Origin of the sequence: Bacillus sp. 0102A, from assembly GCF_036765155.1 — a bacterium.
Classification (GTDB): domain Bacteria; phylum Bacillota; class Bacilli; order Bacillales; family Bacillaceae; genus Bacillus; species Bacillus subtilis_G.
The window spans coordinates 53595-67646 of record NZ_JBAIZW010000009.1 but is presented as its reverse complement, the minus strand read 5'-3'; the positions used below and the strand labels follow the sequence as shown (position 1 = coordinate 67646).

Here is a 14052-nt window from a genome sequence, read left to right as displayed (position 1 = left end):
AATTTTTATATGTGTTATAATATACCCCTACCGGTATTTTAATGATTGAATTATAGCCTTAACTTTTAAAAAATTTTGCTTTCGATATACCCATAGGGGTAATTGGAGGTTAGGAGGATAAACATGACAGAACAAACAAAACGCACAACGATTGTCTTATTTAGCGGGGATTATGATAAAGCGATGGCAGCTTACATTATTGCAAATGGTGCAGCCGCCTATGACCATGAAGTGACCATCTTCCACACGTTTTGGGGATTAAACGCTTTACGTAAAGAAGAGCTGGTCCCTGTAAAAAAAGGATTTCTTGAAAACATGTTTGGAAAGATGATGCCTCGAGGTGCTGATAAGATGGGCTTATCTAAAATGAACTTTGCGGGTATGGGCCCTAAAATGATCAAAAATGTGATGAAAAAGCATAATGCGCTAACATTGCCTCAGATAATTGAGATGGCTCAAGAACAAGGTGTAAAGCTCGTAGCTTGTACGATGACAATGGATCTGCTTGGTTTGCAGGAAAAAGAACTATTAGATGATATCGACTATGCTGGTGTAGCAGCTTATTTAGCTGATGCTGAAGAAGGTACTGTTAACTTATTTATTTAATTGAAGAGAGGTGAATCGAATCCGATGGATAGCAGAGCCATCATCTATGCCATACTCATTTTGTTTTTCTATGGATATTGATTCGTAATTTTTCACCAGTAAAAGGTGTGAAACAAATGACAACGACAGTTTTAAAATCAGAGCTGAAAAGTAAAGGGATACAGTTTATAGATGTCAGAACACCTTTTGAGTTTCGTACAAAGCATATTAAAGGTTTTAAAAATATTCCCTTGTCAATACAGCCTCAACAAACAAATCAACTTTCGAAAGACAGGGAGATTTTCGTTATATGCCAAAGCGGCATGAGAAGTATGAAGGCGAGTAAGGTATTGAAAAAACAAGGATTTAAAAGTGTTACAAATGTAAAAGGCGGCATGAATGCATGGCATTAATATCGGTGAAAGGAAGAAGATCTCTTTTTTTGACGGATTATATACCCCTACCCCTATTAGATAAAAGGAGGAAATAACATGATACAAGCACATGTTGTATTAGATGCTAAAGGTTTAGCGTGTCCGATGCCTATCGTCAAAACGAAGAAGAAAATGAAGGATTTAAAAGCTGGTGAAGTATTAGAAATTCAAGCAACAGACAAAGGCTTTACGGCAGATTTGCAAGCATGGGCAAAAAGCACAGGTCATCAATATCTAGGTACTGAAACAGAGGGAGATCTATTTCGCCATTTTCTTCGTAGAGGAGGCGAGCCTGCATCAGAGAACGCATCTTCCATTCCGGACATTTCATTAGAAACTTTCAAGCAGAAAGTAGAAAGTGACGAGCCTCTTCACATTTTAGATGTTCGGGAGGTGGAGGAGTATGAAGAAGCCCATATCCCGGGTGTTGTGCATATCCCTCTTGGTGAAGTGGAAAAACGCTCTAGCGAGTTAAATAAAGATGATGAAATTTATATCATTTGCCATTCAGGAAGAAGAAGTGAAATGGCAGCCCAAACGATGAAAAAACAAGGTTTTAAAAAGGTAATCAACGTTGTCCCCGGTATGCGTGATTGGACAGGGAAAACAGAGTAATTAAAGGAGGTATATAAACATGACTGTACAGGCAACTACCGCAAAAGAAGTGACACAAAAAATTTTCAACAAAGAACCTTTATTCATTCTCGATGTGCGTAATGAAAATGATTTTAGCGATTGGAAAATTGAAGGACATGATTTTGAACATTTGAATGTGCCTTATTTCGACCTTTTAGATGGCGTGGAAGATATCTTAGGGAAAATTCCTTCCGATAAAGAAGTGCTAGTCGTATGCGCAAAAGAAGGTTCATCTGTAGTGGTATCCGAGATGCTTTCAGAAGCCGGTCTTTCTGTATCGTATCTTAAAGGTGGTATGAAAGCGTGGAGCGAGCATTTAGAGCCGGTAAAAGTCGGCGATTTAAAAGACGGCGGTGAGGTGTATCAGTTTGTTCGAATCGGGAAAGGCTGTTTGTCATACATGGTGATTTCCAATGGTGAAGCGGCGATGATTGATGCGACACGTATGGCGGGTGTCTTTATGGATTTTGCAAAGGAAAAGGGTGCGACGATTACCCACGTATTTGATACACACCTTCACGCAGACCATATTTCAGGCGGCAGAGTGATTGCCGAAAAAACAAAAGCAACCTACTGGTTACCGCCTAAAGATGCTGAAGAAGTGGTATTCGATTATCAGCCGTTGGAAGAAGGAAATGACATTGTCATTGGAAAAACAACGATTAGAATTCAACCAATATATTCTCCTGGACATACCATTGGCTCCACTTCTTTCATTGTTGATGGTCAGTATCTCCTTTCAGGTGATATCTTGTTTATCGATTCAATCGGCAGACCGGATTTAGCCGGTATGGCAGAAGATTGGGTAGGAGATTTAAGAAAAACGCTTTATAGCCGTTACAAAGCGTTATCAAAGGATTTAATCGTATTACCGGCACACTTTATGATCATTGATGAGTTAAATGAGGATGGAAGTGTGGCTAAAAAACTAAGTACATTATTTACCGAGAATCATGGTTTGAACATTGCGGATGAAACAGAATTTAGACACCTAGTGACAGATCATTTGCCTCCGCAGCCAAATGCATATCAAGAGATTCGCGAAACAAATATGGGGAAAATCAACCCAGATGAAGAAAAACAGCGTGAAATGGAGATTGGGCCTAACCGTTGTGCAATTCGGTAACACAAGATTCTATTAAAAGAGGAGAGATGAACATGAAATCAGATAAGGTATTAGATGCAAAAGGACTGGCATGTCCTATGCCAATCGTGAGAACGAAGAAAGCGATGAATGAACTGGATTCAGGTCAAATATTAGAGGTGCATGTAACAGATAAAGGAGCTAAAAATGATCTGGCTGCTTGGTCTAAATCAGGCGGGCATGACCTTTTAGAGCATACTGATGAAGGTGATGTATTGAAATTCTGGATTCAAAAAGGCTAATGAATGTGAAAGGGTATCGAATAAAAAGATACCCTTTTTCTTTGAAAAGGAGGAAACCAAAATGGATATTGCCTTTATCACAACTCTTTTCATTATAGGGTTTATTGGTGCCTTTATTTCCGGAATGATTGGTATTGGCGGATCAGTTATTAATTATCCAATGCTATTGTACATTCCTTCTTTAGTGGGAGTGATATCATTAACCGCTCATGAAGTTTCAGGGATAGGAGCTATTCAAGTCTTTTTTGCGACACTGGGCGGTGTTTGGGCTTATCGTAAGAGTGGGTTTTTAAATAAAGCATTAATCATTTACATGGGAAGCAGTATTTTTATAGGGAGTGTATTAGGAAGTTACTTTTCTCATCGCATATCTGAACAAGGAATGAACTTCGTATACGGTATTTTGGCTATTATAGCTGTTATATTAATGTTTATACCTAAAAAAGGACAAGAACATAGGGAAGGCGAAGAAGTCATATTTCATAAAGGGTTAGCTTCATCCTTAGCCTTTATCATTGGCGGGGTATCAGGTATTTTAGGAGCTGGTGGAGCTTTTATTCTCGTTCCTATTATGTTATCAATTTTAAATATTCCTGTAAGAATCACCGTCGCTTCATCTCTTGCGGTTACATTTCTATCATCTATTGGCGCAACATTTGGAAAGGTAATCACAGGACAGGTGCTTTTTGTACCAGCTTTGGTTCTTATGATCGCTAGTTTAATCGCTTCTCCTATTGGCGCAAAAGTTGGACAAAAGGTAAATACAAAATTCCTTCAATGGATTTTAGCGCTATTAATATCAGCGACAGCGATTAAAATCTGGTTAGGATTCCTTTAGGGATAAAATATTGAGCGTTAACCTTTTGAATAAGGCCCGAGGGAACGGCGATTATTACTGTGATGTTGCTCAAAAGAATAATGGTTATACCCTATACTGTTTACGCGAATGGAAAAATTTAGCCGTGTTTAACCTCTTAGAGGCTGAAGGTATGAGTCTGACAAACTGCTATATGTAAAAGAAAAACAAGCATCATGTGAAATGCTTGTTTTTCTAAAGACTCATTCACTTACTGCTGAGATGTTTCTTTTGATTAATATTGTATGCCACTAGACATACGGCGCTATAAAATACTAATGCGACACCCAGTAATAATATGATCCAATGAAAAGCACCAGATAATTCAATGGTATTGCTCACCACATTTAGTATGCTTCCAACTGATAGCAGAGCTAATAGAATAGGTGGATTTTTCAGCAAGTGATCACACTCCAAACTTAATATATTATGCTTTTTCCTTGTTATCCTTTATTTTGTAATAGGAGTTTTGTGTGAAAAAAGCACACAATCTACTCTAGACAAGTGATGACTGATTAATGAATCACCATGACGTCAATGAGTCGCTTGATTTTTTCATCGTCTCCTGTATCGATGTACACTGTGTCTTTATTATTAATGATATTCTCAGTCACTTCCTGCATGACGCCTTGATCTAAATCATCAGCGGAATCCCAGCGTAAAGGCACATTGTATACATGAATTGTGCCATCTCCGTTACCATGATAAGTGACTGATCCATCTACTAACCGAGAACCTGCTAACTGGATCACATCTTCTGGATAGCTGGCACTGGTGTCATCATTAGGATTGATGGGTTCGCCAGCCGAAATATGGCGAACATTCAATTCATCAATCTCTTGATTGGGTCCAAGCTGCAGCCAAACTCGGGCATATTCGATTTTTTCAGAAGAATATGCTGCCAATACATCGTCTTCTTTGCCTTTCTCCTCATTTTTTGCTTTTTCTGAAGAGGTGTCATCTGATTCAACTGTTGCGGATTCTTCTGAGCCCGTTGTTGGCTCTGATTCATCTTTGCTTATTTTGTTGCTGTCTTCATTATCATTATGATCTTCGTCAGTTTGTGCAGCAGTATCATCATTTGAAGTTTGTTTTGATTCTACGTTCTTACTGCCCGCACACCCAGCAAGCAATAAGGCGAGCAGCAGCAGGGCGGCATTGCAGTAAAATATCTTTCCGAGTTTCCTCATTCTTTCATTCCTCTCATCAACTAGGTTTCATCTTCATGTAAAAGTCATGGATCTAAATATTACCATACAATAGATATGATCGTTTGAAATTTGTTTGAAAAGAGATTTATGGTTAGCTTCGTACTTAAGAATTCTTAAGAACTTTTGCCCCTTTTTCTTCAGGTTTTCAATCTATGAGCGCAATAGAGAAAAAACGTATCTTTGGAAGTGGCAAATGAAGAACAGCTTCGAGTTCTCCGGCCGCATGAAAAATATCGAGGACAGCAAACTCTTGGTACTTTTGATGTTTTACCTCGCCTTACTTTGCAAATCGCCATGCAGCAGCCACACACATGATAACGGCGATATTCACTGCCACGAGTGCCCAGCCTACTTTTTCGTGCAGAATCACTGAGGCAAGCAGCAGGCCAAAGAATGGCTGAAGAAGCTGCAGCTGCCCAACCGCCGCAATTCCGCCTTGGGCGAGACCTCGATACCAGAAGACGAAGCCGATCAGCATGCTGAATAAGGATACATAGGCAAGACTGAGCAGCGCTGGTACCCCGATGCTCGACCATGAGTCCGGTGTAAAAAAGAACGATAAAGGCAGCATAAGAGGAAGCGACAGAACGAGTGCCCAAGAGATCACCTGCCAGTTCCCAAGACGTCGAGAAAGCCTAGCGCCTTCTGCATAACCAAGTCCGCATACGATGATAGAAGCCAGCATGTACGCGTCACCGAGCGGGGATGATCCACCTCCCTGAAATAGGGCGAAGCCTGCTACTAGTAAGCTGCCAGCCGCTGAGAACATCCAGAAGACTGGCCGGGGACGTTCACCTCCGCGGAGTACGCCGAAGACCGCTGTTGCAAGCGGAAGAAGCCCAAGGAAGACAATGGCATGTGCGGAGGTGACATACTGAAGCGCCAAAGCTGTCAGCAATGGGAACCCGATCACCACGCCGAACGCTACCACCAATAATGAAATGATATCGCTTTTAGCAGGATTCTGCTGCCGGAAGATGAGAAGGAGGCCTCCAGCCAATATACCAGCTATCGCAGCGCGGCATACGGTGAGGAACAATGGGGTGAAGTCCGCCACAGCCAAGCGGGTTGCCGGCAGTGAGCCGCTGAAAATGAGGACGCCTATAAAACCATTTATCCAGCCATTTGTTGTTTTGTTCATTGCAATCACTCCAAATATATGTCTTTTTAATGATCTGGATTTTCTTAACAAAACCAGCATCTAAGGATTACAATGACTATAAACTGGAATTGACCTTTCATAAACAGCCAGTTTTCATAAAAAAATGCATACCAGTTAGGAGAACAATGTGTAAATGGATATCACGCCTTTTTTAAATAGAAACCTGGATATTCCGCTTTACCAGCAGCTTTATCAGGATTTCAAAGAAAACATGCATCAGGGGCGTATTCAAAAAGGAATGAAGCTCCCTTCAAAAAGACTCTTGGCGAGTCAGCTATCCATCAGCCAAACGACTGTAGAACGTGCCTATGAACAACTTGCTGCTGAGGGCTATATCGTGAGCAAGCCAAGAAGCGGGTGGTTTGCTGATTATGACGATTCTGATTTTGCTTATGGTAAAATGCCGCGCACATTACCCATTCAACAAAAAGAGCAGGAACATAAAGAGTGGATTGATTTTCACTATGGAAATGTAGATTCTTCTTACTTTCCTTTTTCCGCATGGCGAAAAAGCATGGTCAATAGTTTAGACCAATATGGACACGAACTTTATCGGCCGGGACAAGTTTTAGGAGAGTTTGAGCTGAGGACGCTCATTGCAGAGTACCTGTATCAATCACGGGGTGTTCATTGTGTCCCTGAACAAGTGATTATAGGAGCCGGGAACCCTATTCTTCTCCAAATCTTGTGTCAAGTTTTTGATCAGAATATTTTCATAGGATATGAGGATCCGGGTTATCCGAGAGCACGCGAGATTTTCGAAGCCAATCGTATGAATATCCTTCCTTACCAGTCGATAATGAAGGAATTTGTATACAGACGATCAAAGAACAGCAGCCAAATCTTGTGTATGTCACGCCTTCTCACCAATATACACTTGGAACCATTATGACGATTAACAGAAGAATTCAGCTGCTTAAATGGGCTGCTGAGAATCAGTCATTTATCATAGAGGATGATTATGATGGGGAGTTTAGATACACCGGACAGCCGGTCCCATCCTTACAAGGGCTTGACCAGCATAACCGTGTCATTTATATGGGCACTTTTTCTAAGTCTCTCCTTCCCTCGCTGCGTATCAGCTATATGATTCTTCCTTCGTCTCTTTTAAAAAAAGGCCATGAAATCGCGTCTTTATATAAGCAAACGGTGTCCTGCCACAGTCAGCTCACGCTAGCTGACTTTATAAAAAGTGGAGAGTGGCAAAAACACATCAACAGAATGAGAAAGCTTTACCGGAAAAAAAGAGCCATTTTACTAGAGACTGTGCAAAGAGAATTAGGAGAGCATGTCAGGATTCGCGGAGAAAACTCTGGACTTCGCATCTTACTTGACGTTTATTTGCCATTTAGCGAAAAAGAGTTAATTGAGAAGGCAAAGGAACATGGAGTGAAAATTTATCCTGTTGCTTCTTCTTATCAAAATCATCCCCCTGCTAAAAGGGTGTCGCTTGGATTTGCAGGGGTTCCCGAATTAAACATACCAGAAGGGATAAAAAAACTGAAAGCTGCCTGGAAGATATGAGAGCTGTCAGCTTTTCCATTCAGGAGGAATGTGAATGTAATAAGATTTAGCATACCAATTCACACTGCTGCTTGAAGGAACCGCTTCTATGACCACATTGATAGGTGCTGAAAAAGCAACGGAATACTCTATTGCGATGGCTCGGACAATCATCCGGCATATTTCATCATGTTTTTCGTTGAACATGTCGATTGTCCATTCCGCTCGGCCGTATGAATGTACCAAGGAATTTACTTTTTTCGTGCGTTTTAATATGTAGTTCAACAAACTTCCTAACATGCAAGACGCGATTTGGATATGAATCAACCGAAGCTATGTTGACAAATGATCTACAACAGATTATTGGTGGCCGCCAAGTTACTCATAAAAGATGGATTGAGACATAGATCCCGACTGGCTCATCAGGTGAATTGAATGTTTATCACAAAAGGTTATCTTTATGAAATAGAGTGGTATCACAGCCTGCTTAAAGAAATGATTGACGAATACTTTTAAAAGCATGTTTTTAGCCAGAAAAATCTATTATGGTATAGTTTAAATATAACAAAATATTTGAAATGAGGAATGGTATGAATAGAATTGAAAAACATAAGAAATTTAAAGCGAAGGTCATTCTGCAAGTCATCATGGTCATTATCGGAGGAATGATAGCGGCATATGGATTAGAAACAGTTTTGATTCCAAACAGTGTTTCTGATGGAGGGGTGACAGGCCTCAGCATTGTTGGGTCACAGCTGTTCAATGCACCGCTGGGAATTCTGATTGCTGTTATTAACATTCCGTTTGTCTGGTTAGGGTATAAGCAAATTGGGAAACGCTTTGCCTTATTATCAATTATGGGAATCATATCACTCGCCGCGGGGACAAGTTTTTTCCACCACACACCCGCTATCATAGAGGGAGATACCTTGTTAATCACTGTTGTTGGCGGGATTATCCTTGGAATCGGAATGGGGCTGGCGTTGCGTAATGGCGGCGCATTAGATGGAATTGATATGCTTGCTGTGCTGTTATCCCGAAAGCTGCCATTCGGAACGAGTGATCTCATTTTATTCTTAAACCTTTTTGTGTTTATTTTTGTTTCCATTGTATTTGGTTTGCAAGGGGCATTGCTTTCAGTCATTGCTTACTACATTGCATCGAAAGTCATTCATGTGGTTGAGGAAGGATTAAGCGGTTCTAAAATGTTTCAAATTATTACAACCCAACCTGAATTGATGGTGGAGACCATACGTGATCAATTAGGCCGCAGCGCTACATATAAAGAAGCTTACGGGGGGTTTTCCCATGAGAAATTCAAAGAAATCACATGTGTCATCAACCGCTTAGAAGAAACCAAACTAAAGGAAATTATTAATGAAATTGATAAAACTGCCTTTGTTACCGTTTATGATGTAGCTGAAGTGAAGGGCAGCAATTTTAGAAGGGTCAATCATCATTAGAAACAAATCATATGCATTGTTTGAACACGACATGCAGCCCGTGACACATATGAATCTGTCTGAAAAGAGGCAAACCTGTTCCTCGTATAGATGACATGAGTGAAACAATTCCTAAAATCCTGTCTTTAACAAGCGGGATTTTTTTGTTCAGGTAAATCGTTGATGTTCTTAAATGGAGTCTTCTAATGAGATACACTAAGAAATCAATATTTTTGAATGTTTTATATAAAGGATTGATTATATAAACAAAAGATTATATAATGACGTTGTGAACAAATGTAATGTTCACTTGCTATTGATGACAAAATCTTCAAACATCCATCCAACCTAATGGATCATGTATAATAACTCGGCCTATATATAATAATTTGATTATGTATTGAGTTGAAGGAGGAGTTCATTTGACTGTTGATACAAAAATAGGGATTGCTGCAATGACCAGCTGTTTAAAAATTCTTAGTGATCAAACAAGGCTGATGATGATGAAATTATTTCTTGAGAAAGAATATTGTGTGTGTCAATTGGTTGATATGTTCGACACGAGTCAGCCAGCCATAAGCCAGCATTTGCGGAAATTAAAAAACGCAGGATTTGTAAACGAGGATAGAAGAGGGCAATGGCGTTATTATTCAATCAATCAATCATGTCCCGAGTTTGATACATTGCAATGGGTCTTACATCGAATCGATCAAGAGGACGAATTGTTACTGCACATCAAACAAAGGGAAACTCAAGCGTCTTGCCAATAAGGAGGTATTAGATTGACTTCAGTCATTTTGGCGTTATCCATATTTTTATTAACTTTAGTATTGGTCATATGGCAGCCGAGAAACTTGTCTATCGGGTGGTCAGCCTGTGGAGGAGCTGTTTTGGCTCTAATAGCCGGAGTTGTCAATTTTCATGATGTGTTAACTGTGACAGGTATTGTTTGGAATGCGACATTGGCTTTTGTGGCCATCATTATTATATCGTTAATCCTTGATAACATCGGTTTCTTTGAATGGGCAGCGCTTCATATGGCAAAGGCTGCAAAAGGAAACGGTGTGCGCATGTTCATTTATGTATCTATATTAGGAGCTATCGTCGCCGCATTATTTGCAAACGACGGTGCCGCCCTTATATTGACACCGATTGTATTAGCGATGGTCAGAGCATTACATTTCAATGAAAAATTAGTTTTTCCTTTTATCATTGCCAGCGGGTTTATTGCAGATACGACTTCGCTTCCGTTAGTTGTGAGCAATTTGGTCAACATCGTTTCAGCGGACTATTTTGATATTACATTTATTGATTATGCATCCAGAATGATTGTCCCTAACTTGTTCTCATTACTGGCGAGTATCATTGTGCTTTACCTTTTCTTCAGAAAAAGCATACCAAAACGTTATGATTTGACTGAGGTTAAAAGACCTGCAGAAGCAATAAAAGATCAAAATATGTTCAAACTATCATGGTATATCTTAGGACTGCTCTTAATCGGATATTTTGCAAGTGAATTTTTCTCTATTCCCGTATCAGTGGTAGCGGGCATCATTGCCATCTTTTTCTTAATTGCTGCACAAAAGAGCCCAGCCGTTCATACAAAAAAAGTGCTGAAAGGAGCGCCTTGGGCTATCGTGTTCTTTTCAATCGGCATGTACGTTGTTGTGTACGGGGTCCGTAATGCTGGATTGACAGATGTCCTTTCAGATGTGATTCAAGCCATGGCTGACCAAGGGTTGTTTGCGGGTACGATTGGAATGGGCTTTATCGCGGCGATTCTTTCTTCTGTTATGAACAACATGCCGACTGTCATGATTGATGCATTGGCTATTGCCGGCACAGATACACATGGGATGATGAGAGAAGCGCTCATATATGCAAATGTCATCGGTTCAGATTTAGGGCCTAAAATAACGCCGATTGGTTCCTTGGCGACACTATTATGGCTTCATGTCCTTTCACAAAAAGGTGTGAAGATTTCCTGGGGCACGTATTTTAAAACAGGAATCATTCTGACAATCCCAACATTATTTATTACACTTGTCGGCCTGTATATTTGGCTGATGATCATCCATTAATGTTTCAAAAAGGAGAAGATAAACATGTCAAAGAAAACGATTTACTTTTTATGCACTGGAAACTCTTGCCGCAGTCAAATGGCTGAAGGGTGGGGGAAAAAATACCTTGGAGACAAGTGGAACGTGTACAGCGCAGGAATCGAGGCTCATGGATTAAATCCTAATGCTGTCAAAGCGATGAAAGAAGCAGGGATTGATATCTCCAATCAAACCTCGGATATGATTGATCCGAACATTTTAAACAATGCTGATTTGGTTGTTACTCTCTGTGGTGATGCAGCTGACAAATGTCCAATGACGCCTCCGCATGTAAAACGTGAGCATTGGGGATTTGATGATCCGGCAAAAGCACAAGGAACAGACGAAGAAAAATGGGCGTTTTTCCAAAGAGTGCGTGATGAAATTGGCGAGCGCTTAAAACAGTTTGCTGAAACAGGGAATGAGAAATAGATATACTAAGCGTGTATTGTTCAACAGGTGTCTGCGAGCTAAGTGCAGACACCTGTTTTTTGGTTTAACTTGACTGTGATCCGTGAACTGTCCGCTTTAAAAGGAAAGTTATTTAGCTTGTGACAGAGGAAAATTGATTTTGTAAACAGAATCATGAAGGAGACGCTGTTTTAAAGGAGTTGTCAGTTTGCAGAAGTTAACAAAAGAAAAATATAACGGCTTAACAACATTGTTTGATAAAACATTTTGCCCCACATTTGTTTATTCAATATTAGAACAAACCATTCGGGGTGTTGTTTATGTAGATGACCAAACATTCCCTAGATCGTTTTTAATAGGGACTGAATCAGGAATTTATTTTATTGCAGGAGACCAAGGGAATCGAGCTTTTAATGATTTCATTGCAGGCTTTTATGAAGAACAAATGAAATCAACAAAAAGATTTACCCTGTTTTCTTCTAATGATATATGGGATAAAGTAATGAAAACAATGCTGAAAGGCGATTTGAATCAAATGAAAAGAGTGGCATTTTCTTTTCAGCAAGAACCTTCTAAAACGGCTATGGAACTTCCAAAGGGCCTTGTATTGAAAAGAATAGATGAAGATGTCATTTCAAACAGCACAGAATTTAACAGAGCTTATTATGATGAGTATTGGGATTCTGTTTCATATTTTTCTTCAAAAGGCTTTGGGTTTGCCGTATTACATGGCAATCATGTTGTGAGTGAGTGTACCTCTATATTTTATGGACGTAATCGTGCAGAAATGGATATCTATACACTTGAAGATTACAGAGGCATGGGTTTAGCTTACTGTGTGGGAAATGAGTTTATAGATTTTTGTCTGAAAAATGGAATGGTGCCTAGTTGGGATTGTGATGTTAACAACAAATCCTCCTTTAGTTTAGCAGCAAAACTAGGCTTTAAGGCAATGACCGAATACTCTATTTTCTATTCTGGAAAATCGTAAAAACATGATCTGAAAAAAGAGAGAAGAGATAAGCACTTTTCTCTACCTGAGTGAGCGGTTATGAATTTATTTTAAGGTTCCAGATGTAATTGCCGGCGAAGTTTTTTCGATAAGTCCTTTCTGTTTTCAACAGTGACAACATGATACCATAAGTGATCTATTTTTTTTATCCTCACCTTTTATTTCGATCTGTTTTACATGTTGAACGGCTTTTTTATAAGAATGTTGAATATCGATCATGTTATCCAATGTGAAGTTCGTTTGAATATTTTTCTCTAATGCGGTCAAAATTCCTTGATCGTTTTTTAATGATTTTAATTGTGCGCCTTCGTGAATAATTCGTTTTCGCGCTCAAAGAAGATACCAAATGTTGGCGGTATCTTCTTTATTTGTGTCTAAGAGTGTTTCGATACCATTTCATTTGATTTGATTTTAAATAGGTGAAACACACCCCGCCGACTGTAACCACTCCGCCTAGCAGAGAAATAAAGGCGGGGATTTCACCTATCCACATCCAAGAAATAATCAAGGCTAAAGCCGGTGTGGAGTAAAGTGAAAGGGTTGCTTCTGAAACGCCGACGACCGAAGTGACATACGCTAGTGCGAAGTATGGAATAACCGTGGGCAATAATCCTAAATAAATAATCGACAATGTTGCGCTCATGGAAGCGTTTATTATTTCCCCGCCTAAGCCTGGCAGAAACATAAGCATAGGTAATGTTCCGCCCCAAATGGTGAATGTTACGAATGGAATAAAACCATATTTTTTTATATAACGGGGTTGAAAAACGAAGTAAATACTCTCCGAAAAAGCTGCCAGCAGAATAAAAAGTATACCTTTCATTGAATATGTATAGTCTCCTGCCCCCAATGCAATCAATGACACACCTAACAAACTGATGATAGAGCCAATCCATTTCGCATATCCAAAATGCTCTCTAAAAAACAGGCGGGATAACATGGTGGAAAAGATTGGTGCAGTGGTGACGAGTAAGCTGGCAACTCCGGCACTAACTGTTTTTTCACCGATATTCAGCAAAGTGTGATAGAGTGCAAAACCTAAAATCCCTAAAAGAAAAATGACAGGAATGTCTTTCATGTCAGGCAAGCGCATCTTAGTCAAAACAGCAAAAAGCAATAATGCCATAGAGCCGATTAACAAACGAAATAAAGCAAGGTGTTCGGGTGTGTAACCTTCTAAGCCTGCGCGAATTCCCGGGAAAGCTGATGCCCACAAACCGATCATCAGACTGTTAGATATGATCATTTGAACTGTTTTCTTTCTCATTATTTCCACTCCTCTTTACAAAAGCCAACCAGTTATTTAATGTGTTTT

Annotated in this window: 13 protein-coding genes and 4 pseudogenes; 12 read left to right on the top strand and 5 right to left on the bottom strand. The window is 39.8% G+C overall.

What is annotated here, in order from left to right; all coding sequences use genetic code 11:
• Positions 1-123 precede the first annotated feature (123 nt).
• From V6D41_RS18935 to V6D41_RS18910, 6 genes and pseudogenes are all read left to right on the top strand, one after another.
• Positions 124-606 carry a DsrE/DsrF/DrsH-like family protein gene (locus V6D41_RS18935; protein WP_333519307.1) on the top strand — a complete coding sequence of 161 codons (483 nt, stop codon included), beginning with the start codon at positions 124-126 and terminating at the stop codon, positions 604-606.
• Positions 607-630: 24 nt separating this feature from the next.
• Positions 631-998, top strand: a pseudogene (locus tag V6D41_RS18930) (rhodanese-like domain-containing protein).
• 78 nt (positions 999-1076) lie between these two features.
• Positions 1077-1634, top strand: a complete 558-nt coding sequence (locus tag V6D41_RS18925) for a sulfurtransferase TusA family protein (RefSeq protein ID WP_333519306.1) — start codon at positions 1077-1079, stop codon at positions 1632-1634.
• Positions 1635-1649: 15 nt separating this feature from the next.
• A pseudogene (locus V6D41_RS18920) lies at positions 1650-2781 on the top strand (MBL fold metallo-hydrolase); the annotation flags it as partial.
• Between the two features lie 32 nt (positions 2782-2813).
• On the top strand, positions 2814-3041 hold the full coding sequence (locus V6D41_RS18915; protein WP_333519305.1) for a sulfurtransferase TusA family protein: 228 nt from the start codon (positions 2814-2816) through the stop codon (positions 3039-3041).
• Between the two features lie 61 nt (positions 3042-3102).
• Positions 3103-3879, top strand: coding sequence for a sulfite exporter TauE/SafE family protein (locus V6D41_RS18910; protein WP_333519304.1), 777 nt, complete (start codon positions 3103-3105; stop codon positions 3877-3879).
• Positions 3880-4412: 533 nt separating this feature from the next.
• On the opposite strand, the gene V6D41_RS18905 is transcribed toward V6D41_RS18910, so the two are convergent.
• Complete coding sequence (locus V6D41_RS18905; protein ID WP_333519303.1) at positions 4413-5087, bottom strand: hypothetical protein; 675 nt, start codon at positions 5085-5087, stop codon at positions 4413-4415.
• Positions 5088-5385: 298 nt separating this feature from the next.
• A complete protein-coding gene (locus V6D41_RS18900; protein ID WP_333519302.1) occupies positions 5386-6249 on the bottom strand; it encodes a DMT family transporter in 864 nt (287 codons plus the stop codon).
• Between the two features lie 154 nt (positions 6250-6403).
• Here V6D41_RS18900 and pdxR point away from each other — a divergent pair.
• Positions 6404-7794 (top strand): annotated as a pseudogene (pdxR, locus tag V6D41_RS18895) (MocR-like pyridoxine biosynthesis transcription factor PdxR).
• Positions 7795-7800: 6 nt separating this feature from the next.
• Here the strand turns inward: pdxR and V6D41_RS18890 are convergent.
• Entirely contained in the window at positions 7801-8058 is a 258-nt protein-coding gene (locus V6D41_RS18890; protein ID WP_333519301.1) for a hypothetical protein, read from the bottom strand.
• Between the two features lie 305 nt (positions 8059-8363).
• On the opposite strand from V6D41_RS18890, the gene V6D41_RS18885 reads away from it, so the two are divergent.
• From V6D41_RS18885 to V6D41_RS18865, 5 genes are all read left to right on the top strand, one after another.
• Complete coding sequence (locus V6D41_RS18885) at positions 8364-9236, top strand: YitT family protein (protein WP_333519300.1); 873 nt, start codon at positions 8364-8366, stop codon at positions 9234-9236.
• 434 nt (positions 9237-9670) lie between these two features.
• On the top strand, positions 9671-9985 hold the full coding sequence (locus V6D41_RS18880) for an ArsR/SmtB family transcription factor (protein ID WP_442893085.1): 315 nt from the start codon (positions 9671-9673) through the stop codon (positions 9983-9985).
• Positions 9986-9997: 12 nt separating this feature from the next.
• Positions 9998-11296 (top strand): arsenic transporter, encoded by a 1299-nt coding sequence (locus V6D41_RS18875; protein WP_333519298.1) that lies wholly within the window; start codon positions 9998-10000, stop codon positions 11294-11296.
• Positions 11297-11320: 24 nt separating this feature from the next.
• Positions 11321-11746 carry an arsenate reductase (thioredoxin) gene (gene arsC / locus V6D41_RS18870; protein WP_333519297.1) on the top strand — a complete coding sequence of 142 codons (426 nt, stop codon included), beginning with the start codon at positions 11321-11323 and terminating at the stop codon, positions 11744-11746.
• A gap of 187 nt (positions 11747-11933) precedes the next feature.
• Positions 11934-12716 (top strand): GNAT family N-acetyltransferase, encoded by a 783-nt coding sequence (locus tag V6D41_RS18865; protein ID WP_333519296.1) that lies wholly within the window; start codon positions 11934-11936, stop codon positions 12714-12716.
• Positions 12717-12787: 71 nt separating this feature from the next.
• Here the strand turns inward: V6D41_RS18865 and V6D41_RS18860 are convergent.
• A pseudogene (locus V6D41_RS18860) lies at positions 12788-13055 on the bottom strand (LytR family transcriptional regulator); the annotation flags it as partial.
• Between the two features lie 46 nt (positions 13056-13101).
• Positions 13102-14004, bottom strand: a complete 903-nt coding sequence (locus V6D41_RS18855; RefSeq protein WP_333519295.1) for a DMT family transporter — start codon at positions 14002-14004, stop codon at positions 13102-13104.
• Between the last annotated feature and the right edge of the window lie 48 nt (positions 14005-14052).

Excerpts from the sequence above, each read along its gene's own strand:
- V6D41_RS18880 (WP_442893085.1), top strand. The coding sequence starts at position 9,671 with ATGACCAGCTGTTTAAAAATTCTTAGTGATCAAACAAGGCTGATGATG.
- V6D41_RS18910 (WP_333519304.1), top strand. The coding sequence starts at position 3,103 with ATGGATATTGCCTTTATCACAACTCTTTTCATTATAGGGTTTATTGGT.
- V6D41_RS18855 (WP_333519295.1), bottom strand. The coding sequence starts at position 14,004 with ATGAGAAAGAAAACAGTTCAAATGATCATATCTAACAGTCTGATGATC.
- V6D41_RS18935 (WP_333519307.1), top strand. The coding sequence starts at position 124 with ATGACAGAACAAACAAAACGCACAACGATTGTCTTATTTAGCGGGGAT.
- V6D41_RS18900 (WP_333519302.1), bottom strand. The coding sequence starts at position 6,249 with ATGAACAAAACAACAAATGGCTGGATAAATGGTTTTATAGGCGTCCTC.
- V6D41_RS18915 (WP_333519305.1), top strand. The coding sequence starts at position 2,814 with ATGAAATCAGATAAGGTATTAGATGCAAAAGGACTGGCATGTCCTATG.
- V6D41_RS18905 (WP_333519303.1), bottom strand. The coding sequence starts at position 5,087 with ATGAGGAAACTCGGAAAGATATTTTACTGCAATGCCGCCCTGCTGCTG.
- V6D41_RS18925 (WP_333519306.1), top strand. The coding sequence starts at position 1,077 with ATGATACAAGCACATGTTGTATTAGATGCTAAAGGTTTAGCGTGTCCG.
- V6D41_RS18885 (WP_333519300.1), top strand. The coding sequence starts at position 8,364 with ATGAATAGAATTGAAAAACATAAGAAATTTAAAGCGAAGGTCATTCTG.
- arsC (WP_333519297.1), top strand. The coding sequence starts at position 11,321 with ATGTCAAAGAAAACGATTTACTTTTTATGCACTGGAAACTCTTGCCGC.